Below are 19,555 nucleotides of genomic sequence, written 5' to 3'. Positions count from 1 at the left end.
AGCCGTCCATGGGCCACTACCGGAGCAACCTGCGCGACCTCGAGTTCAATCTGTTCGAGCTGTTCGGTGTCGAACGCACCCTCGGCACCGGGCCGTTCGAGGAGATGGACGTGGACACCGCGCGCCAGGTCCTCGTCGAACTCGACCATCTGGCCTCGGGGCCGGTGGCGGACTCCTTCACCGACGCCGATCGCAACCCGCCGACCTTCGACCCGACCACGGGGTCGGTCACCCTGCCCGAGTCGTTCAAACGGTCCTACCAGGCCGTGCTGGACGGCGAGTGGTGGCGGCTGTTCGTCCCGACCGAGGTGGGCGGGCTCGGCGCCTCGCCGACGGTCGCCTGGGCGGGCTCCGAGATGCTGCTCGGCGCGAACCCGGCCGTGTTCATGTACATGGCCGGGCCGACGTTCGCGTCGATCCTGCACCGCGTCGGCAACGACTGGCAGCGCACCCTCGCCCGCTACGCGATCGACCGGCGCTGGGGTGCGACGATGGTGCTCACCGAGCCGGACGCGGGTTCCGACGTCGGCGCCGGGCGCGCGCGGGCGGTCCAGCAGCCGGACGGCACCTGGCACGTCGAGGGTGTGAAGCGGTTCATCACCAGCGGTGACTGGGATGTGCCGGAGAACATCATGCATCTCGTGCTGGCCCGCCCCGAGGGGCACGGTCCGGGCACCAAGGGCCTGTCGATGTTCGTGGTGCCGAAGTTCATGCCGGACCCGGCGACCGGCGAGCCCGGCGAGCGCAACGGCGTGTACGTCACGAACATCGAGAAGAAGATGGGCCTGAAGGTCTCGGCGACCTGCGAGCTGCGCTTCGGCGAGCGGGCGCCGGCGGTCGGCTGGCTGGTCGGCGACGTGCACGAGGGCATCGCCCAGATGTTCCAGGTCATCGAGTACGCGCGGATGATGGTCGGCACCAAGGCCATCGCCACCCTGTCCGCCGGATACCTGGCGGCGCTCGACTTCGCCCGCACCCGCGTGCAGGGCGCGGATCTCACCCGCGCCGCCGACAAGTCGGCGCCCCGCGTGACGATCATCAACCACCCGGACGTCCGCCGGATGCTGATGGCGCAGAAGGCGTACGCCGAGGGCATGCGCTCGCTGGTCCTCTATACCGCGACCTTCCAGGACCGGGTGGCCCTGGCGGAGGCCCGCGGTGAGAGCGACGACCTCGCCGTGCGGGTCAACGACCTGCTGCTGCCGATCGTCAAGGGCGTCGGCTCCGAGCGGTCCTACGAGCTGCTCGCGTCGTCCCTGCAGGTCCTCGGCGGCTCCGGCTACCTGCAGGACTACCCGATCGAGCAGTACATCCGCGACGCCAAGATCGACACCCTGTACGAGGGCACGACGTCGATCCAGGGTCAGGACCTGTTCTTCCGCAAGATCGTGCGGGACCGTGGCCAGGCGCTGACGGCCGTGCTCGGCGAGATCCAGACGTTCGTCAAGGACGAGGCCGGCAACGGCGAGCTCCAGTTCGAGCGTGAGGCGCTGGGCACGGCGCTCGACGACGTTCAGGGCATGGTCGGGGCGATGGTCGGTTACCTCACCGGCGCGGCCGAGGACGCCCGGCAGGTCTACCGGGTCGGGCTGAACTCCACCCGGCTGCTGCTGAGCATCGGCGACCTCCTCGTCGGCTGGCTGCTGCTGCGCGGTTCCGAGGTGGCGCTGCGGGCCCTCGCCGAGGGAGGCGGTGAGGGCGGCCGGGACCGCGCCTTCTACCAGGGCAAGGTGGCCGCCGGTCGGTGGTTCGCGGCGAACGTGCTGCCCGAGCTGCGGACGCGGCGCGCCATCGTCGAGTCCACCGGTCTCGCGCTCATGGACCTGCCGGAGGAGGCCTTCTGACGGCCCGGCCGGGCGGCGACCAGCCCCGACGCCACCCTGGGTGATCGATTACCACGGACCGCGCGAGACTTCGCGCGGTCCGTGGCATTTATCGCGCGGTGTGGTTGTATTGGGTTGGATTGCGGGTAGGGCGGCGGGCATGGGAATCCCGTTGAGCCTCGCATTCTTCACCCTCGGAGCCGTTCTCACCTTTGCCGTCGATGCTCATCCGTCCGGCCTTGACATCAGCGCCGTCGGCGTCATCCTGATGCTCGTCAGCCTGGTGGGGCTCGGCATCACGCTTTACCAGAACCAGTGGCGCCGGAAGATCGTCGAGGAGTCGGTCGAGAGCGGCGTGCCGTCGCCCGTCTCCGTCGACGGCACGGTGATCGTCGACCCGGGCATGCACTACGAGGCGCCGCGGCGCCAGGAGCCGGGGCTCACCCCGGACGAGGACCTGAAGGCGAACGGGGTGCGCCACCCGGAGTTTGAGCAGCAGGAGGTCGTCCACGTCAGCGAGACCCAGCGCCGCCCCGCCTCGCGTTCGTGACCTGTACCGGCATCGGCGTCACCCGATCTGCCGTCCTACCGCTGATCCGCACCTGTCTGGTCCCGCCCGCCGCCCGGCCCGATCTCCCGCACGACCGGCCCGTCACACGGGCCTCGGGAGATCGGCCGGACGCTGTCACGAGGTGCGCAGCGGGGGGAAGGCCTGGTCCAGCTCGTTGCGCATGTCCCGCTTCAGAAGATCGTCCGACTCCGAGGAGGACTGCCCCTCAAGGAGGAACCTGGCCACTCGGAGGGTGAGGTCGACCCGTTCGGCCAGGTTCAGCGTGCCGGTGAAGCGGCCGCTGGAGTTGGCGGAGGTCAGAACCTTGGCGACGAACTCGTCCGCGGCCTGAAGTGCCTCCACTCGCGTCATGGTTCCACCTCTTTGTGCCGGAATCCGGTCAGAGGCGCAACCGTACCAGGCAACCTACGGTGCGCCGTTGTGTGCCCCTCTCGCGTGCTGTGTGCCCGTCTCGCGCGCCCTGTGCCTATCCCGGGTGTTTGTCGCGACCTGGATGCCCAGGCGGGTCGATCACGACCAGGCGAGCGTAAGGGTGGGATCCGTCAGCATGGCGCCGACGTCGGCGAGTACCGCGGCGCCCAGCTGCCCGTCCACGATCCGGTGATCGAAGGACAGCGCGAGCTGTGCCACCGTACGCGCCGTGATCTCGCCCTCGTGCACCCAGGGTGCCGGGCGGATCGAGCCGAGCGCGAGGATCGCGGCCTCCGGCGGGTTCAGGATCGGTGTGCCGATGTCGACGCCGAGCACCCCCACGTTGGTGATGGTGATCGACGCGCCGCGCAGCCGGGCCGGCGGGAGCCGGTCCGCCCGCGCGTCCTCGGTCAGCGAGGCCAGCTCCCGGGCAAGGGTGACCAGGTCGAGCCGGTCCGCGTCGGGGATGTGCGGCACGACCAGCCCGCGCGGGCCCGCGACCGCGATGCCCAGGTTCACCCGTTCGGCGACCTGGATCTCCGCCCGGCCCGCGCCGCCGTCCTCGACCCAGCGTGAATTGATCATCGGGTGGCGGCGGATCGCCACCAGCAGGGCACGGGCGACGAACAGCAGTGGGGTGACCTTGACGCCGGCGAACTCGGGCAGCGCCGAGATCCGCGCCCGCGCCGCCATGGTGGCGCTCGCGTCGGCGCTGAGGAACTCGGTGACATGTGGTGCCGCCGCGACGCTGGCGACCATCGACTGCGCCATCATCCGGCGTACACCGACCACCGGCACGTGCCAGGTGCCGGATGCCGTGGCGTAGGTCGCGTCCGCCGGGATCTGGCCCACCAGCCCGGTGCCGCCCGGCGCGGCCGGCCTCGCGGGAGCGGGGGCCGGGGACGTCGCAGGCGGAACCGGGGGAAGAGGCGTGCCCGGCCGGGGCGACGGTGCGCCGGCCGGCGCCGGCCGTCCGCCGACGCGCGGCGCCGCCTCCACGTCGGTCCGGCTGATCGTGCCGTTCGGGCCGGTGCCGACGATGGCGGCGAGATCGACCCCGAGGTCGCGGGCCAGCTTGCGCACGGGCGGCTTGGCGAGCACCGCCGCCGCCGACCCGGCGGCACGGGGCGCCACCGGCGCCCGGCGCGGACTGCGCCGGCGTGGCTGATGGGCACGCGGGCCGTAGCCGACGAGCACCGGCACGCGCTCGCCACCGCCGTCACCACCATCACCTCGACCACCATCACCTCGACCACCATCACCTCGGCCACCGTCGCCGCCGCCGTCGCGAGCACCGCCGCTCCGGCCGGCCGAGCTGCCCGGCTGCCCCCCGGGGGAGGCATCCTGCGCGGGCCCGTCGGCGTCGGCCGTTCGGATCGTCAGCAGGGGAGCGCCGACGGGGAGCGTGGTGCCCTCCTCGGCGTGCCGGCCGACCAGCACCCCGGCGAAGGGGCTCGGGATCTCGACGACCGCCTTGGCGGTCTCCACCTCCACGAGCGGCTGGTTCACCGTGATGGCGTCGCCGACCTGGACGAGCCAGCGGACGATGTCCGCGTCGGTGAGGCCCTCCCCGAGGTCGGGAAGCCGGAACTCTCGCTGCGTCACGGGTAGGTCCCCAGTTCGGATCGTGCGGGCGGCGTGGGTTGCCAGGAGGCGAAAGGCAGACGGTCAGTAGGCGAACGGTCAGTAGGCGAACGGTCAGTAGGCGAAGGAACGGTCGACGGCGTCCAGGATGCGGTCGACGTCTGGCAGGTAGTGGTCCTCCAACCGGGCGGGCGGGTATGGCGTGTCGAAGCCGGTGACCCGCAGCACCGGCGACTCCAGCGAGTAGAACGCCTCCTCGGTGACGCGCGCGGCGACCTCGGCGGACACCGACACGTTCGACGGCGCCTCGTGCACCACGACGAGCCGCCCGGTCCGCCGCACCGACGCGAGCACCGGCCCGAGATCGAGCGGGGACAGCGAACGCAGGTCGATGACCTCGAGCGAACGCGCGTCATCCGCGTCGCTCACCTCGGCGGCGTCCAGGCAGGTGCGCACGGTCGGACCGTAGCCGACCAGGGTCGCGTCCGTGCCCGTCCGCACCACGACGCTCGCGTGCAGATCGCTCGCCGCGCCCGGCGGCAGCTCGGCGAGCGGGCGCGCGTCGACCGTCCCCTTCTCCCAGTACCGCCGCTTCGGCTCCAGGAAGATCACCGGATCGTCCGACCGGACAGCCTGCTGGATCATGTGGTGGGCGTCGGCGGGGTTCGAACAGGCGACGACCTTCAGCCCGGCGGTGTGGCAGAAGTACGCCTCGGGGGACTCGCTGTGGTGCTCGACCGCGCCGATGCCGCCGCCGAACGGGATGCGGATGGTCACCGGCAGCCGGATCCGGCCCGCGGACCGGTAGTGCAGCTTCGCGAGCTGGCTGACGATCTGGTCGAACGCCGGGTAGACGAAGCCGTCGAACTGGATCTCACAGACCGGCCGGTAGCCGCGCATGGCGAGCCCGATCGCGGTCCCGATGATCGCCGACTCGGCGAGTGGCGTGTCGATCACCCGGGCCTCGCCGAACTCGCGCTGCAGCCCGTCGGTCACCCGGAACACCCCGCCGAGCGTGCCGACGTCCTCGCCCATGACGATGACCTTCGGATCGGCGGCCATCGCGGCGTGCAACCCCAGGTTGAGCGCCTTGGCCATGGTGATCGGCGCCGCCGCGGTGGTCGCGCCCGCCGCGGCGGGCCGGTCGGCCGGGCCCGGGCCGCCGTCGCCCGCGCCGGCGCTCTGGTCGTGGGGCCCCGGCCGCCCGTGCTGCTCGCCGGAGATGACGGCCTGGCTGGTCACCACGCCTCCTCGGAAACGCGCGCTTCGCCCGCCACGAGTCCACCCTTCCGGCCGTTCCCGTTCGGCCCGTTCGGCCTGTTCGGCCCCGGTGGGCCGTCCCGCCACCCATCCTCCCCGTCTGCGCCGAACTGCGCCGTGAACGCCGCGCGCTGCGTCGACACGAGCTCGTTGTCAGCGACCTGTACGTGGTCGAACAGGCTGGTCGGGGCGGGATCGGGCATTGTCGTGCATCGGGCGCGCAGGTCGTGGGCGAGGGTGTCGGCCTCGAGGGCGATGCGCCGCTCGCGATCCTCGTCGAGCAATCCGTCGGCGCTCAGGTAGGCGCGCATCCGGTCGAGCGGGTCGCGGCGGCGCCAGGCGTCGAGCTCGGCCGCCGACCGGTACCGGGTCGGGTCGTCCGCGGTGGTGTGCGCGCCCATCCGGTAGGTCACCGCCTCCACCAGGACCGGCCCGCGCCCCGAGCGTGCCCGTGCCAGCGCCCACCGGGTCACGGCGAGGCAGGCCAGCACGTCGTTGCCGTCGACGCGCACGCTGGGGAAGCCGAAACCACTCGCCCGGTGGAAGATCTCGGTGCGGCTCTGGCGGCGGGTCGGCTCGGAGATGGCCCACTGGTTGTTCTGGCAGAAGAACACCAGCGGCGCGCCGAACACGCCCGCCCAGCCGAACGCCTCGTTGACGTCCCCCTCGCTGGACGCACCGTCTCCGAAGTAGACGATCGCCGCCCCGTCGCTGCCATCGCGGGCCATGCCCATCGCGTAGCCGGTGGCGTGCAGGGTCTGCGAGCCGACGACGATCGAGTACAGCGCGAAGCCGTGCTCCGCCGGAGCCCAGCCGCCGAGACTGGCGCCCCGGAAGATCGCCAGGATCGCCGCCGGGTCGACCCCTCGGCACCAGGCCACCCCGTGCTCCCGGTACGACGGGAAGGCCATGTCGTGCGGCCCCAGAGCCCGCCCGGACCCCACCTGCGCCGCCTCCTGACCGCGCAGGCTCGCCCACAGCCCGAGCTCGCCCTGGCGCTGCAGGCTGGTCGCCTCCTCGTCGAGGCGGCGCACCAGCGTCATGTCGCGGTACAGGCCGACCAGATCGTCCGCGGTGAGGTCCGCGACGTGCGCCGGCAGGTCGATGTCTGCCGCGGTCGGCTCGCCACCGGGTGGGTCCGCCCGGCGTGGCTTCGACACGGGCGGGTCCGCTCCGGTGGGCAGGTCCGGTCCGGGCGACCTGGCCTCTTCGGGGACGGTGATCCGGTGACCGGTGGGGGTGAGCAGCTGCATGAGCTCCGTCACACTCGGCAACGATAGACCGTGGACAGCCGCTGGCAACCCGATCTGCCGGAAGGCTCGGTACGGTGTCGCCGTGACGAGTGAGCAGGACGTGACCCAGCCGCCCGCCCGCCCGCCGGTCGACCGGCAGATCGGGAAGGTCGGTGTCTGGAGCGGGCAGTTCGACTTCTCGCCGGCCGGCGTCGTGCGCGAGGCGATCGCCGAGCTCGACGAGCTCGGCTACCCGACGCTGTGGACCGGCGAGGTCAAGGGGCGGGAGGTGCTGGTCACCGCCAGCCTCGCGCTCGCGACGACCTCGCGGATCACCATCGCGACCGGGATCGCCCAGATCCTCGCCCGCAACCCGCTGACCATGACCGCCGCCCACCTGGCCCTCACCGAGGCGTTTCCCGGCCGGTTCCTGCTCGGCCTCGGCGTCTCGCACGCCGAGCTGATGCACATCCGCGGCGCCGCCTACACCCGGCCGCTGGCCCAGATGGCCGCCTACCTCGACGAGATGGACCGGATGGCGGCCGAGCAGTACCGGGCGGTGCCGCCGGGCGGCGTGCCGCCCCGGGTGCTCGCCGCCCTCGGGCCGAAGATGCTCGGCCTCGCCCGCGACCGCGCCGACGGCGCGCACACCTACTTCGTCCCGCCGGAGCACACCGCGGCCGCCCGGGAGATCCTCGGACCGGACAAGCTGCTCGTCCCCGAGCAGGCCTTCGTCCTGCACACCGACCCGGGCGAGGCCCGCGAGCTGGCCCGCCGGCACACCGGTTCCTACCTGCGGCTGCCCAACTACACGTCCAACCTGCGGCGGTTCGGCTTCGGCGACGACGACCTCGCCGACGGAGGATCCGACCGCCTGGTCGACACGATCGTGCCGTGGGGCGACGCCGACGTGCTGCTCGGCCGGATCAAGGAGCATCTCGACGCCGGCGCGGACCAGGTCGCCGTGCAGGTCCTCGACTTCGACCGCCGTGGCCTGCCGCGGCGGCAGTGGCGGGAGCTCGCGCCGGCGCTGCTCGCCCTGTGACCCGCGCTGCCTGATCGGGTGCCGCGCGGCGCGCGGGCTTGACGGGCGGGCCCGTGGGACGGAGAAACGTCGCATGGGGTGGGGTGGGGGGCCCGCGGGGCGCCGGTGCGCGTGGCCGCGGTTCGGGCTGGGCAGCGCCGCGCTCGGCGTGGCCGGCGCACTGGTCGCCGGGCTCGTCGCATGCTCGGTGCCGTACGGCGATGACAAGGACCAGGCGGGCCGCGCGTCCGGGAGCGCCACGCCGACCGGGCGGGTGGCCGCGGCCGCGGACGCCTCCACGGCCGCCACGCGTCCCGCGGGCGCCGGCGCGGGCCAGGACGGTCCGCGTCGGCCGACGGGCACGCCGGTGACCATCGCGTTCGGCGGGGACATCCACTTCGCCGGCTCCCCCGGCGCCCGGCTCGCCGCCGACCCGGCCACGGCGATCGGGCCGATGGCCGCGACGCTGTCCGCCGCCGACCTGGCGATCGCGAACCTGGAGACCGCGGTGACCACCGGCGGCACCCCGGCGCCGAAGGAGTACACCTTCCGCGCGCCGCCCACCGCGTTCGACGCGCTGCGCGCCGCTGGCATCGACGTCGTCACCATGGCCAACAACCACGGCATGGACTACGGCCTGGAAGGGCTGCGGGACTCGCTGCGGGGCGCGTCCGCCGCGCACTACCCGGTGATCGGCATCGGCGAGGACGACACGCGCGCCTTCACCCCCTACCGGACGACCGTGAAGGGGCAGCGGATCGCGGTCGTCGGCGCTACCCAGGTCCTCGATGACGAACTCGCCGCCGCCTGGACGGCCGGTCCGCACAAGCCGGGCCTGGCCTCGGCGAAGCAGGTCGACCGGCTGGTCGCGGCGGTGCGCGCGGCCCGCTCCGGCGCGGACACGGTCATCGTCTTCCTGCACTGGGGGACCGAGCAGCAGCAGTGCCCCACCGACACGCAGCGTTCCCTCGTTCCGCTGCTCGCCGCCGCCGGGGCGGACGTCGTGGTCGGCAGTCATGCGCACGTCCTGCTCGGCGGCGGCTGGGCCGACAGCGGCGTGTACGTCGACTACGGCCTCGGGAACTTCGTCTTCTACTCGTCGGGCAACGGCCCCAACACCGCCTCCGGGGTGCTGCGGCTGACGGTCGCCGGCCGGGCCGTCACCGACGCGACCTGGGTGCCGGCCCGCATCGTCGGTGGCGCGCCGCGCCCCCTGACCGGTGCCGCTGCCGGGCAGGCGCTCGGCGGCTGGAACGCGCTGCGCGGCTGCACCGGGCTTTCGGACACACCGCCGCGCTGAGCATTCAGACGGAGCATTCAGACGGAGGAGGCGGCGGTCCCGGTCCCGGCGCACTCGGCGCAGGTGCCGTAGATCTCCACGGTGTGCGCGACGTCGACGAAGCCCTCGGCCGCGGCGACGGCGGCCGTCCACGCCTCGATCTCCGGCCCGGCGATCTCGATCGTCCGCCCGCAGTCCCGGCAGACCAGATGGTGATGGTGGGCCTCGGTGGCACAGCGCCGGTAGACGGTCTCGCCGTCGTCCCGGCGGATCATGTCGACCTCGCCGCGATCCACCAGTACCTGCAGGTGCCGGTAGACGGTGGTGAGCCCCACCGCCGTGCCCTGGGAACGCAGCAGGGCGTGCAGGTCCTGCGCGCTGGTGAAGGCGTCCGTCTCGGTGAGCGCGGCGCACACCGCGTCCCCCTGACGGGTGGCGCGCACCGCTGTGCCCCGACCCGGCGCCCCGCGCCGGCCGGGCGGGCTCGTCCCGTTTCCCGTGGTGCTCACGGCCTGCTCCCTCCGCCACGCCCGTCTCCGCCGCGGCCGTGGATGTGGTCCGGGACGTGGACTGACGAGGTGTCGCGGGCCCAGGACCGCTGGGATCCTATTTTCGCATCTTCGCGAGTGGATTGGTCTGCTGTCGTGACCCTGTCGTCGAGGTACCTGCTGTCGAGGTACCTGCTGTCGAGGGACCTCCTGTCGAGGGACCTGCCGTCGGGCTTGTCGCCGGTCTCCGGGATGCCGTGACGGGGCAGGTGGCCAGCTCGTGCAGGTTCCCGGTGAGCGGGAAGGAGCGCACGGAACGCTCGCACCAGCCTCCGCGGCGCAGCGCGACCAGCTCGGCCGTGGTGCCGCGGCGGTCGTAGGCGAGCACGAACAGCAGCACCGCGCCGGGTCGGTGCGGCCTGGCCCGCACGGCCCGTTCGGCGTCCCCGCGGCCGATCACGGTGAGGAAGGTGGTCGCGGACCGGGGGATGCGCGGCGCGCGGCCGACGCGGGCGTCGTCGCTCAGTTCCATACCGTAGAGCCAGCCCGCCCGGGCCAGCCGGCCACCGATGATCACCGCGTCTCCCTCGCGGTACTGTGTGCGGACGGCGCCCGTCGCGGCGACCAGGCCCTCGATCGGGCGCACCTCGTGCCGCTCCCGCCACAGCGTGCCGACCCCACCCCCCGCACTGACCGGCACTGCAGCCACCCCCACCACGACGACCGCGCACGCCACCGCTACCGCCATCCCTGCCGCGTCCTTCGCCCCGGACGTGGCGGTCAGCGCCGGCCGTGTGCGGCGCAGCGTCGTGGCGGCCATCGTCGCCAGTTCGCCGGCCCCGGCCGCGGCGACGACGGCGAGCAGCGGGACCAGGAAGAGATTCGTCCGGCAGGCGCCGAACGGCCAGTAGCGCGCGCCGCTGGCGAGCAGTGTCACCAGCTCCGCCCCGCCGACGGCGATCAGCAGCGTCACGCCGTCAGGGCGTCGGCTCAGCGCCCGGACGCCGGCGAGCATCGCCACCGCGGTCGCGGCACCGACGATCGTCGTCGCCGTCCGGTGACCCTCGAGCAGGGCGTGCACCAGGTTGGGGTCGTAGCGGTCGATGCCCGGGGGCGTGCCGCCGAGGATGGCGCGTACCTGGTCGGCGGTGAACCGCAGCCCGCCGACGACGCCGCGCCCGGCGAGGAACTGGTCGTCCCAGAAGTGACTCGCCCGCTGGCTGGACTGGTGCGAGACGAACAGCGCGGCATGACCGCCGGCGAGCAGCAACGCCGGCGCCACCCGCCCGGCGGCCCGCCCCACCGCCAGTCCGACCGTGTGCACCGTGGTTCGCGAGCTGGCCGCCCGTCCTGCCCGTAGCACATCCGCGGCGGCCAACGGGACGAGCAGGAACACGGCGGGCAGCGAGACCAGCGCCAGCGCTCCGGCGGCCGTGCGGCGGCGCAGGCCGGCGCCGGGCGTTGTCCACAGCGCCAGGACGGCGAGGGAGACGACCGCCTCCAGCGCGTACGGCTTGAGCTGGGTCCCCGCGTCGATCACCGTGCCGCTCAGGGCGACGGCGACGGCCGTGCCGACCGCGGCGGCGACCCCGGTGAAGCGGCGCGCGTACAGGTACACCGCGACGGCGAGCACCGGCAACCAGACGCCCGCCGTGACGAGGCGCAGCGCCCAGGCATGCCAGCCGAGCGCGTCGCCGCTGACGCGGGTCAGGGCGATCGAGCCCAGCGACGACGGCGTGTTCGCCGCGCGCAGCTCCGGCCAGAACATCCGCCACGGCTCGCCCGCGAAGTGCGGGCGCCACAGCTCGTCGTACCAGAGCGGTCGGCTGATCCGGGCGTGCAGTGCGATCTCCACGCCGATGACCGCGACGGCGAGCCCGAGCGCGACCACCGCATCGCGTCGAGTCTTTTCCACAGGTTGTCCACAGGGCGCCGTCTTCCTGTGGACAACCGGGTCGATGGTGTCGATAGGACTAGTTCTGTTTGTAGTGAGCCAGGAACCGGTCGATGCGCCCGATCGCGTCGGTGAGGTCGCCCACCGACGGGAGGGTCACTATCCGGACATGGTCGGGATGCGGCCAGTTGAAGCCCGTGCCCTGCACGAGGAGGATCTTCTCCGCGGCGAGCAGGTCGAAGACGAGCCGCTCGTCGTCCTTGATCGGGTAGACCTCCGGGTCGAGCCGCGGGAACGCGTACAGCGCGCCGCGCGGCGGGACGCAGGTGACCCCCGGAATGTCGTTGAGCAGCCTGACCACCGTGTCCCGCTGTTCGCGCAGCCGGCCGCGGGGCAGCACCAGATCGCCGGCGCCGCCGTCCTCGGCTAGCGCGGCGAGCGTCGCGAACTGCCCGGGCACGTTCGCGCACAGCCGCATGTTCGCGAGGATGTTCAGCCCCTCGATGTACGACGACGCGGAGCGGCGCGGTCCCGACAGCACCATCCATCCCGCGCGGAACCCGGCCAGGCGGTACGCCTTGGACAGGCCGTTGAACGTCATGCAGACCAGGTCCGGCGCCAACGCCGCGGTCGCCACGTGCTCGGCATCGTCGTAGAGGATCCGGTCGTAGATCTCGTCGGACAGCAGCATCAGCTGGTGACGGCGGGCGACGTCGACGATGTCCTCCAGCACCCGCCGGTCGTAGACCGCTCCGGTCGGGTTGTTGGGGTTGATCACCACGATCGCCCGGGTCCGCTCGCTGACCTTGCTGGTGATGTCCGCGAGGTCGGGCGCCCAGCCGGCGGACTCGTCGCAGCGGTAGTGCACCGGCCGGCCGCCGCACAGGCTCACTACCGCCGTCCACAGCGGGTAGTCGGGCGCTGGCAGCAGCACCTCGTCCCCGTTGTTGAGCAATGCCTGCAGCGCCATCATGATCATCTCGGAGACGCCGTTGCCGAGGTAGACGCTCTCCGGCGTGATCCCGCCGATGCCCTTGCGGTTGTGGTAGCGCACGACCGCCTCACGTGCGGCGAGCAGCCCCTTGGAGTCGCTGTATCCCTGTGCGTCCGCGAGGTTCGCCGCGACGGCCTCAAGTACTTCCGGCGGTGCGGAGAAGCCGAACGGCGCCGGGTTGCCGATGTTCAACTTGAGGATGCGCTCGCCGGCCGCCTCCAGCCGGGTCGCCTCGTCGAGGACAGGCCCGCGGACGTCGTAGCAGACGTCGGCGAGCTTGTCGGACTGGGAGAACTCCATCTACCCAGAGTAGGTGGGGCGTCCAGCGCTTTTCCGTCGGGCCGGCACGCTGGCGGCCGCTTCACCCGGGGCGAGTGACCGCAGTGCCAGGGAGACCACGAAGAACGCCGCGACCGTGAGCACGATCGCGCCGCCGGCGGCGACGTTCCACTGTTCACTGATCGCCAGCCCGACCACCCCGGACGCGACGCCGACACCGATCGACACCGCCGTCATCGTTGCGGTGCGTGAGCACCACAGCCGCGCCGTCGCCGCGGGCCCGGCGATCAGCGCGACAGCCATGATCGTGCCCACCGCTGGCAGGGAGGTCACGACGGTCGCCTCGATCACCAACAGCAGGACGAGGTCGAGCCGCCGCGCCGGGTAGCCCGCCGCGGCGAGGCCGTCCGGGTCGAAGGCACCCAGCAACAGCTCCCTGCGCAGCGCGACCAGCACACCCAGCACGATCAGCGTGGTCACAGCGCTCACCACGATGTCGGCGGGCTGGACGGTCAGGACCGAGCCGACCAGGAAGGCGGTCAGATCCCGGCTGAACCCGTCCTGCGTCGACTGCAGCGCCATTCCGAGCGCGAACCCGCCCGACAGCACGACCGCTGTGACGCTGGTGGGCTCCTGGCCGCGCTCGCGCCCCCGCGGCCCGGTCAGCACCGCCACGACCGCCACGACGAGCACGCCGAACAGCCCCGCCCCCAGGACGAGCCCCAGCCCCAGCAGCGATGCGATCACCACCCCCGGAAAGGTGGCGTGCGTCAGCGCCGTGGTGAGGAAGCTCAGCCGCCGCAGCACCACCTGCACGCCGACCGCCCCGCAGAGCACTCCGACGATCACAACCTCGAGCAGCGCACGCCGCACGTAGCCGTCACCCAGCGAACTGAACAGCGTCACTGTGCCGCCCCCGTCCCCGCCCCCGCCCGCCGGACGCCCTGCCGCCGGATGCCCAGCCGCCAGGCGCTCTGTCCCAGCTGCACCAGCGCGTACCCGGCCACGAGCATCAGCACGATCGTCGCGCCGGCCGCCAGCCGCACGTCGTGGCCCACCGACGCCTCGTAACTGGCGCACAGCCCCAGCCAGGCGCCCGTCATCCCGACGCCCATCGCCACCGCGATGATCACGCCGAGCCGGTCGGAGAGCAGCCGCGCGGTCGCGGCCGGCACGACCAGCATGGCGATGACGAGAACGGTCCCGACTGCCTGGACCGATGCCACGACCACCAGCGCGATCACCATGTTGCCGACCAGATCCAGGGCGGTGACGTGATAGCCCACCGCCCGCGCCCACTGCGCGTCGAAGGCGCGCAGCAGCAGCTCCTTGCCCAGCCCCACCAGCACCAGACCCGCCAGCACGGCCACGGCGCCGGTCACCGCGATATCGGCCACCTTGATCGTCAGCACATGGCCGAACAGGAACGCGGTGAGGTCCGCCGTGTACGACCGCTGCCGCGAGACAAGGACAACGCCGACGGCAAAGAACGCGGTGAGCAGCACCGCCAGCGTGGCATCCTCGTTGACCTTCCGCGTCGCCGCGACCGCGGTGAACAACCCGACGGCGACCACCGCGCAGACGAGCGCCCCCGGAACGATCCCCGACCGGCCCGACGCCAGGAACCCGACGACGACCCCGGGAAACACCGTGTGCGTGATCGCGTCGGTGAGGAATGCCAGCCGCCGGAGCAGCACATAAACCCCGACAGCCCCGCACAGCGCCCCAAGGAGCACCGCCTCGACCAGCGCACGGGCCATGTAGGGCCGCTCGAACGGCGTGACCAGAAAACCGATCATGATCGGGCGAGGATCAGGCCGTGGTTACCGAGCTCCAGCGCGGCGCCGCCGTAGGCTGCCCGCAGCAGTTCCGGCGTCAGCACGTCACTCGGCGGCCCGAAGCCGAACTGATGGCGGTTGAGCAGGCAGACGCCGTCGCAGGTCACCTGTGCCAGACCGAGGTCATGGGTGGAGACCACCACCGCGGCGCCCTGGGCGGCAAGCGCCCGGATCGCGTCCAGCAGCGCCTCCTGGGACACAGCGTCAACGCCGTTGAACGGCTCGTCGAGGACCAGCGCCGCGGGCTGCGCCGCGATCGCGCGCGCCAGCAGGACGCGCTGACGCTGCCCACCCGACAGCCGGCCGAACCGGTCCGCCGCTCGGTGCTCGAGCCCTACCGCGGCGAGCGCTGCGGCGGCGGCCTCCCGGTCCGCCCGCCCGGGGCGCCGCAACCAGCCGATCCGCCGGTAGCGGCCCATCAGGACGACCTGAGCCACCGAGACGGGAAAATCCGGATCCAGCGTGTCCACCTGGGGCACGTACGCAACCTCGCGGCGCGCCTCGGCCGGTCGCCTGCCCAGTACCCTGATCGAGCCCGCCGTCACGGCCACCAGCCCGAGCACGGCCTTGATCAGGGTGGATTTGCCGGCGCCGTTCGGCCCGACCAGCGCGACGATCTCCCCCGCGCGCACCGTGCCGTGAATCCGCTCCAGTGCGGGACTGCGGCCGTACGAGATGCTCGCGTGATCGAAGACGATCGAGGCGTCGTCGGATGGCGGCATGCCCTAATTGAAAACGATTGTCGATGCCGCTGTCAATGAGAACTGCCCGCTACTCCAGACTGCGGGTGGATCGTTGGAGGAGGCGCCGCAGTTCGTGACCGAGAGAGCGCGGCTCCGTCAGTGGCTGGTCGAAGAGGACCCGAACCTGGTCGGCACCCTCCGCGTCCACCCGCCACAGATCCATGCCATCGCGGTCCAGGTCGCTGACGTGGGCACCGGCGACGTCGTCGTCGGCATCCGGTGGCAACCCGAGACACGCGAGCCGACGCATCTGGTCGGCATGGCGCGTGTTCAGGTGCTCGATCAGCTCCGGCGCATAGGCGCTGATGAGATCGGGCTCGGCGAGGGCGTACGTCGCCAGGTCGATGTGGCGGCCGACGGTGGCGTTGGACCACCGGCGTGCTGCGCCTCGTCTCTCGGCCGGGGGCAGGCAGAAGACCACATCGTCGACGGAGACCGCCAGCACCGAGAGGTCATCCAGCACCGAGAGGTCATCGGTGACGCCCTCGATCGTGCCAACTGTTCGACCGAGGGCAGCGAGCCTTCGCAGGATCTGGTCCTTCGTGCCGGGGACCAGGCGCAGCGGCCCGGCGAGGATCAGCCGTTCGCCGAAGTGACCCGGCACGTCAACCCAGCTTCGCCGCCCGTTGCGTGCGGCGCGAGCGATCCGGCTGTCCGCCCTGGCCATCAGTACCGGCTCCCCGCCGTCGTCGACCACGCCGACCCAGCCCCGTGCCTGCTCGCTGGGCAGCGTCAGCAGTGCGGTCCGACCGCTGGCAAGCACCGTGCGGGCTCGTTGCGCCATCGCGATCATGTGACTCTCGTGGCTCGCTGAGCTCACCGCGACCTCCTAGAACTTCAAGTAAGCCTCACTTAAGTCGCTCGACTGGTGGAGGTCAAGGGATCGGCGCCCCGGGGGGCGATGCGCACGCGTCGGCCGTGGTCCTCGTGTCCGCCCGGTACCCGCTCTGGGCCCACCGGGGTCTTGTCGACGGCGCGGGGATCCTAGGCTGTCGTAGTCGACGGATGTCGCGCCCTCGAGGAGGAGGTGCTGGTGATCTTCAAATTGGTCGGAGACGGTCGCCCGTACCCCGAACACGGCCTTGGCCAGCGGGACTGGGCAGCCATACCGCCCCGCCAGGTACGGCTTGACCAGCTCGTCACGACGAAGCGCGTTCTGGCGCTCGACGTGTTGCTCGATGAGGACTCGACCTTCTACGGCGACCTCTTTCCTCATGTGATCGAGTGGGGAGGTGCTCTCTATCTCGAGGACGGTCTGCACCGGGCGGTGCGCGCAGCGCTGCAGCAGCGCACCTCGATACACGCCCGGGTCTACGTCCTGGCCGGGCCAGCTCTCAGCGACTCCGCTCAGTCTTCGCTTGCGCGGTAGGTGACGTAGACGTCCTTCCCAACCTTGCTGAAGAGGTATCGCGGACAGGCGGATCCAGGCCGGTAGGCGGTGATCGGGCGGAAGACCGGCGACCGCATGACCTCCTTGCGCCGGCCACCCGCAGTCTTTGTCGCCTGACCGCCTGTGACATCGGGCGTGTCGACGCGCTCATACCACCCGCCGCAGTAGCGGATGTCGTGAGGCCGTGACGTCCAGGCAGGAGTGTGGAAGAACCACAGCAGGTAAGCCGTCCGCATCAGCAGGACGAGCGCAGCCAGGATCAGCAGGGAGCGGATGATGTTCCCAGCTCGTCCTTGCGCGAGGATGGGGCTCACAGAAACGGCAGCCTACGGGCATCCCGACGTACCGCCGGCATCCACCCTCGTGTCTCGCCTGATCAGACGTGTCCTCCCGTCTCATGCCGCTTGCGGCGCCGACTGTCCGTCCCCAGACCGCAGCGTGGTGAAGCGATCGAAGGCGGCCAACGGATCACTGGTTGTCACCATCGTCGGTGCATCTCGGAGCACGGTGCCGTCCGGCCAGAGGACCAACAGATCTCCGCCCTGGCCTCGCCTCAGCTTCAGCGATCGGTCGTGTACGAGCCGGTGGTAGTCAGTCGAACAGATCAGGATCAGGTTGGCGGGCTCCGTTCCGCCGTCGTCGGCGCGCCACTCCAGCAGGTGATGTATCTGCAACCACCGTCGATGTCGGCACCCTGGAAACTGGCAGACACCGCCGTCTCGCGCGTAAAATGCCCGTCGGAGCGTGGTGGTCGGACGTCGCCGCGTGCGCCCGAGGGCGAGGGGATTTCCCTCGGCGTCGGTCACTATCGTCTGCAGGATACTGTCGCACGACAGCTGTCGTGCGAGTGAGGGCGATAGCACCGGCCCTCGCTCGACCTCGCACCTCCGGCGGGTTGGTCGATTCTCCTTGCCCTGATCGGACTTGTTCGGGTCCTCGTGGACGGCGGCTCCGATCAGCGTATCGATATCGATGTGCACATTCACGATGTACGGGCTCGGATCCGCCAGCGTGGGGAGCCGCTGACCAAGGTAATGGCCGGCCATCGCGGTGACGGCGTCCGCCCTCCGCTGGGAGGCCTTCCTACTGTTCTTCTCTCTGACCTGAGTTCCGCGGGCGGCGGCGGCGGCGCCGTTGACGTCGTCGGCGCCCTCACCGTACCCTTGTTGCCGCTGTCGTCGTCGATCTTCAGTTGAAGAGAGACGAGGCGATCAAGCTTGCGCGCCGAGCACCGCAGGGCTTCGGTGACCCACTCGCCCTCGTTTTCCGGGGTCGCTATGCGGGTGATCGCCCGGACCTTCGAGTAGGAGATCCTTCCGTGGCCGAACGCCTCGCGTGTCTGCGGCAGGTCCTCGAGGGCCCGAGCCGCGCGCACGTACTCGTAGCAGGCGCGCAGGCCGACGCCGAAACGCCATGACAGCAAGTGCGCGCAGGAGGCCATGCCGTTTGCCCACGCCTTGCGCCGGTCGAACGTGGCGACCAGAACGAGCCAGTGGCACGTGGCGGCCGTAATCCGACCTGCCCAGGTGCAGACTCTCGCCTCGAGATCAGGGAGGGAAACAGTGTCTGGTTCTTGATCGAACATGAGTTCGATTCTGACCTCGAGCGACGGCGATGTCAATCGATGGAAGGGGAAGGGGCTGGGGTGTAGATGTTCGCTGAGGGTGAATCCGGGTCGAGGTTCGAATTTCCTCTAGCCTATGGTCGCTGTTGGGTGCGGAAGGCGTGAATAGGCTGAGCGTCTTGGTGTTGACGTGCACCGTGGTGCGGCCCGGGCGGAGGAATTCTCATGTGGGCATGCTCGTTCACCGGCGCGGATGCCCTTTTCTGGACCTCGCGCTTGACGGAGCCCACGTCCGAGAGCATCATCGATTGTATGTTCGAAGTTGTGGAGTTGGTCGGGGGTCAGTTCCGTAGGTAGGCGAGGACGGCAAGCACTCGCCGGTGGTCGGTGGTGCTCTGCTCCAGTCCGAGTTTGGAGAAGACATTGGAGATGTGTTTCTCTACCGCTCCACTACTCACGACGAGATGCGCGGCTATGGCGGTGTTGGATCGCCCTTCAGCCATGAGTGTGAGGACTTCTCGTTCGCGGGGGGTGAGGGTGGCCATGGGATCGTCGCGCCGATTACGTACGAGTAGCTGGGCCACGACCTCCGGGTCCATGACCGTACCTCCGGAGGCGACTCGCCGAACCGCGTCTATGAATTCACGGACGTCCGCGACGCGGTCCTTCAGGAGGTATCCGACCGCGCCGGCGCCATCGGCGAGAAGCTCTGCCGCGTACTGTTTCTCGACGTACTGGCTGAGAACCAGAACAGGAGATCCAGGAACCTCGGAGCGTGCTCGAATAGCGGCGCGCAGCCCCTCGTCGCGGTGGGAAGGAGGCATGCGGACATCCACCACGGAGACGTCGGGGCGATGGTCCGCGACGGCATCCACAAGGCTCGGCCCGTCTCCGACGGTGGCGACGACCTCGCAACCGGCGTCGGTGAGAAGTCGTCGCAACCCCTCCCGGAGCAGTACCGAGTCCTCGGCGATGACAACCCGCACAGTGAGCCAGCCCTTCTTCGGGTCCGGTAAGGATGTCGGTGGAGGCCGACGCTACCCGGAGAGGAGTCGTGTCCATTCACGGGTGGTGGGTTGAGTAGCTCCGTGTTGATGGTGGTTCAGGCGGCGAGAGTGTGTGTGGGGCGGGCCGTGCGCGGGGTGGGCAGCCAGGGTGTGCCGGCGAGGGCGAGGCGGATG

General features: G+C 71.2%; 19 protein-coding genes and 1 pseudogene. 5 read left to right on the top strand and 15 right to left on the bottom strand.

Annotated elements, in window-relative coordinates; genetic code table 11:
- Nucleotides 1-8: 8 nt before the first annotated feature.
- Nucleotides 9-1,844 carry an acyl-CoA dehydrogenase gene (locus AC6EXY_RS00100; protein WP_101836411.1) on the top strand — a complete coding sequence of 612 codons (1,836 nt, stop codon included), beginning with the start codon at nt 9-11 and terminating at the stop codon, nt 1,842-1,844.
- A gap of 151 nt (nt 1,845-1,995) precedes the next feature.
- Nucleotides 1,996-2,373, top strand: coding sequence for a hypothetical protein (locus AC6EXY_RS00095; protein WP_243408178.1), 378 nt, complete (start codon nt 1,996-1,998; stop codon nt 2,371-2,373).
- A 135-nt stretch (nt 2,374-2,508) separates the two neighbouring features.
- On the opposite strand, the gene AC6EXY_RS00090 is transcribed toward AC6EXY_RS00095, so the two are convergent.
- The 4 genes from AC6EXY_RS00090 to pdhA all read right to left on the bottom strand — a co-directional run bounded on the left by AC6EXY_RS00090 (nt 2,509) and on the right by pdhA (nt 6,902).
- Entirely contained in the window at nt 2,509-2,745 is a 237-nt protein-coding gene (locus AC6EXY_RS00090) for a hypothetical protein (protein WP_101836413.1), read from the bottom strand.
- 159 nt (nt 2,746-2,904) lie between these two features.
- Nucleotides 2,905-4,410: a dihydrolipoamide acetyltransferase family protein gene (locus tag AC6EXY_RS00085; protein ID WP_101836414.1), complete on the bottom strand. Its 1,506-nt coding sequence runs from the start codon at nt 4,408-4,410 to the stop codon at nt 2,905-2,907.
- 93 nt (nt 4,411-4,503) lie between these two features.
- Nucleotides 4,504-5,631, bottom strand: a complete 1,128-nt coding sequence (locus AC6EXY_RS00080) for an alpha-ketoacid dehydrogenase subunit beta (protein WP_499817446.1) — start codon at nt 5,629-5,631, stop codon at nt 4,504-4,506.
- Nucleotides 5,628-6,902 (bottom strand): pyruvate dehydrogenase (acetyl-transferring) E1 component subunit alpha, encoded by a 1,275-nt coding sequence (pdhA, locus tag AC6EXY_RS00075; RefSeq protein ID WP_101836418.1) that lies wholly within the window; start codon nt 6,900-6,902, stop codon nt 5,628-5,630. The genes AC6EXY_RS00080 and pdhA overlap by 4 nt, the downstream gene beginning before the upstream one ends.
- 82 nt (nt 6,903-6,984) lie before the next feature.
- On the opposite strand from pdhA, the gene AC6EXY_RS00070 reads away from it, so the two are divergent.
- Both AC6EXY_RS00070 and AC6EXY_RS00065 read left to right on the top strand, forming a co-directional pair.
- Complete coding sequence (locus AC6EXY_RS00070; RefSeq protein WP_207770608.1) at nt 6,985-7,926, top strand: LLM class F420-dependent oxidoreductase; 942 nt, start codon at nt 6,985-6,987, stop codon at nt 7,924-7,926.
- A 73-nt stretch (nt 7,927-7,999) separates the two neighbouring features.
- The gene (locus tag AC6EXY_RS00065; protein ID WP_499817447.1) at nt 8,000-9,205 is read left to right on the top strand and encodes a CapA family protein; all 1,206 of its coding nucleotides are present in this window, start codon (nt 8,000-8,002) and stop codon (nt 9,203-9,205) included.
- A gap of 17 nt (nt 9,206-9,222) precedes the next feature.
- On the opposite strand, the gene AC6EXY_RS00060 is transcribed toward AC6EXY_RS00065, so the two are convergent.
- The 7 genes from AC6EXY_RS00060 to AC6EXY_RS00030 form a co-directional block, all read right to left on the bottom strand.
- A complete protein-coding gene (locus AC6EXY_RS00060) occupies nt 9,223-9,693 on the bottom strand; it encodes a Fur family transcriptional regulator (RefSeq protein ID WP_279354659.1) in 471 nt (156 codons plus the stop codon).
- Nucleotides 9,694-9,790: 97 nt separating this feature from the next.
- A complete protein-coding gene (locus tag AC6EXY_RS00055) occupies nt 9,791-11,587 on the bottom strand; it encodes a hypothetical protein (protein WP_499817448.1) in 1,797 nt (598 codons plus the stop codon).
- Between the two features lie 58 nt (nt 11,588-11,645).
- The gene (locus tag AC6EXY_RS00050) at nt 11,646-12,860 is read right to left on the bottom strand and encodes a pyridoxal phosphate-dependent aminotransferase (protein ID WP_101832801.1); all 1,215 of its coding nucleotides are present in this window, start codon (nt 12,858-12,860) and stop codon (nt 11,646-11,648) included.
- Complete coding sequence (locus tag AC6EXY_RS00045) at nt 12,861-13,745, bottom strand: metal ABC transporter permease (protein WP_499817449.1); 885 nt, start codon at nt 13,743-13,745, stop codon at nt 12,861-12,863. It abuts the gene before it with no gap.
- A complete protein-coding gene (locus AC6EXY_RS00040; RefSeq protein ID WP_499817450.1) occupies nt 13,742-14,638 on the bottom strand; it encodes a metal ABC transporter permease in 897 nt (298 codons plus the stop codon). Before AC6EXY_RS00040 ends, AC6EXY_RS00045 begins: the two co-directional genes overlap by 4 nt.
- The gene (locus tag AC6EXY_RS00035) at nt 14,635-15,399 is read right to left on the bottom strand and encodes a metal ABC transporter ATP-binding protein (RefSeq protein WP_101831980.1); all 765 of its coding nucleotides are present in this window, start codon (nt 15,397-15,399) and stop codon (nt 14,635-14,637) included. Before AC6EXY_RS00035 ends, AC6EXY_RS00040 begins: the two co-directional genes overlap by 4 nt.
- Before the next feature lie 49 nt (nt 15,400-15,448).
- Nucleotides 15,449-16,240 (bottom strand): DUF2470 domain-containing protein, encoded by a 792-nt coding sequence (locus tag AC6EXY_RS00030; RefSeq protein WP_243407535.1) that lies wholly within the window; start codon nt 16,238-16,240, stop codon nt 15,449-15,451.
- 213 nt (nt 16,241-16,453) lie between these two features.
- Here AC6EXY_RS00030 and AC6EXY_RS00025 point away from each other — a divergent pair, with 213 nt between their 5' ends.
- The gene (locus tag AC6EXY_RS00025; RefSeq protein ID WP_101831986.1) at nt 16,454-16,789 is read left to right on the top strand and encodes a type II toxin-antitoxin system VapB family antitoxin; all 336 of its coding nucleotides are present in this window, start codon (nt 16,454-16,456) and stop codon (nt 16,787-16,789) included.
- On the opposite strand, the gene AC6EXY_RS00020 is transcribed toward AC6EXY_RS00025, so the two are convergent.
- The 4 genes and pseudogenes from AC6EXY_RS00020 to AC6EXY_RS00005 all read right to left on the bottom strand — a co-directional run bounded on the left by AC6EXY_RS00020 (nt 16,768) and on the right by AC6EXY_RS00005 (nt 19,360).
- Complete coding sequence (locus AC6EXY_RS00020; RefSeq protein WP_101831981.1) at nt 16,768-17,124, bottom strand: hypothetical protein; 357 nt, start codon at nt 17,122-17,124, stop codon at nt 16,768-16,770. The two genes, AC6EXY_RS00025 and AC6EXY_RS00020, sit on opposite strands and share 22 nt — an antisense overlap.
- An 81-nt stretch (nt 17,125-17,205) precedes the next feature.
- Nucleotides 17,206-17,862 (bottom strand): annotated as a pseudogene (locus tag AC6EXY_RS00015) (DUF222 domain-containing protein); the annotation flags it as partial.
- Nucleotides 17,793-18,251 carry a hypothetical protein gene (locus AC6EXY_RS00010; protein ID WP_499842275.1) on the bottom strand — a complete coding sequence of 153 codons (459 nt, stop codon included), beginning with the start codon at nt 18,249-18,251 and terminating at the stop codon, nt 17,793-17,795. The pseudogene AC6EXY_RS00015 and the gene AC6EXY_RS00010, both read right to left, overlap by 70 nt.
- 464 nt (nt 18,252-18,715) lie before the next feature.
- Complete coding sequence (locus tag AC6EXY_RS00005) at nt 18,716-19,360, bottom strand: response regulator transcription factor (protein ID WP_101831983.1); 645 nt, start codon at nt 19,358-19,360, stop codon at nt 18,716-18,718.
- Nucleotides 19,361-19,555 lie beyond the last annotated feature (195 nt).

The organism is Frankia sp. RB5 (assembly GCF_059816245.1).
This window is presented reverse-complemented; position numbering and strand designations above follow the sequence as displayed.

Excerpts from the sequence above, each read along its gene's own strand:
- AC6EXY_RS00035 (WP_101831980.1), bottom strand. The coding sequence starts at position 15,399 with ATGCCGCCATCCGACGACGCCTCGATCGTCTTCGATCACGCGAGCATC.
- AC6EXY_RS00100 (WP_101836411.1), top strand. The coding sequence starts at position 9 with ATGGGCCACTACCGGAGCAACCTGCGCGACCTCGAGTTCAATCTGTTC.
- pdhA (WP_101836418.1), bottom strand. The coding sequence starts at position 6,902 with ATGCAGCTGCTCACCCCCACCGGTCACCGGATCACCGTCCCCGAAGAG.
- AC6EXY_RS00065 (WP_499817447.1), top strand. The coding sequence starts at position 8,000 with ATGGGGTGGGGTGGGGGGCCCGCGGGGCGCCGGTGCGCGTGGCCGCGG.
- AC6EXY_RS00040 (WP_499817450.1), bottom strand. The coding sequence starts at position 14,638 with ATGATCGGTTTTCTGGTCACGCCGTTCGAGCGGCCCTACATGGCCCGT.
- AC6EXY_RS00050 (WP_101832801.1), bottom strand. The coding sequence starts at position 12,860 with ATGGAGTTCTCCCAGTCCGACAAGCTCGCCGACGTCTGCTACGACGTC.
- AC6EXY_RS00090 (WP_101836413.1), bottom strand. The coding sequence starts at position 2,745 with ATGACGCGAGTGGAGGCACTTCAGGCCGCGGACGAGTTCGTCGCCAAG.
- AC6EXY_RS00010 (WP_499842275.1), bottom strand. The coding sequence starts at position 18,251 with ATGGCCTCCTGCGCGCACTTGCTGTCATGGCGTTTCGGCGTCGGCCTG.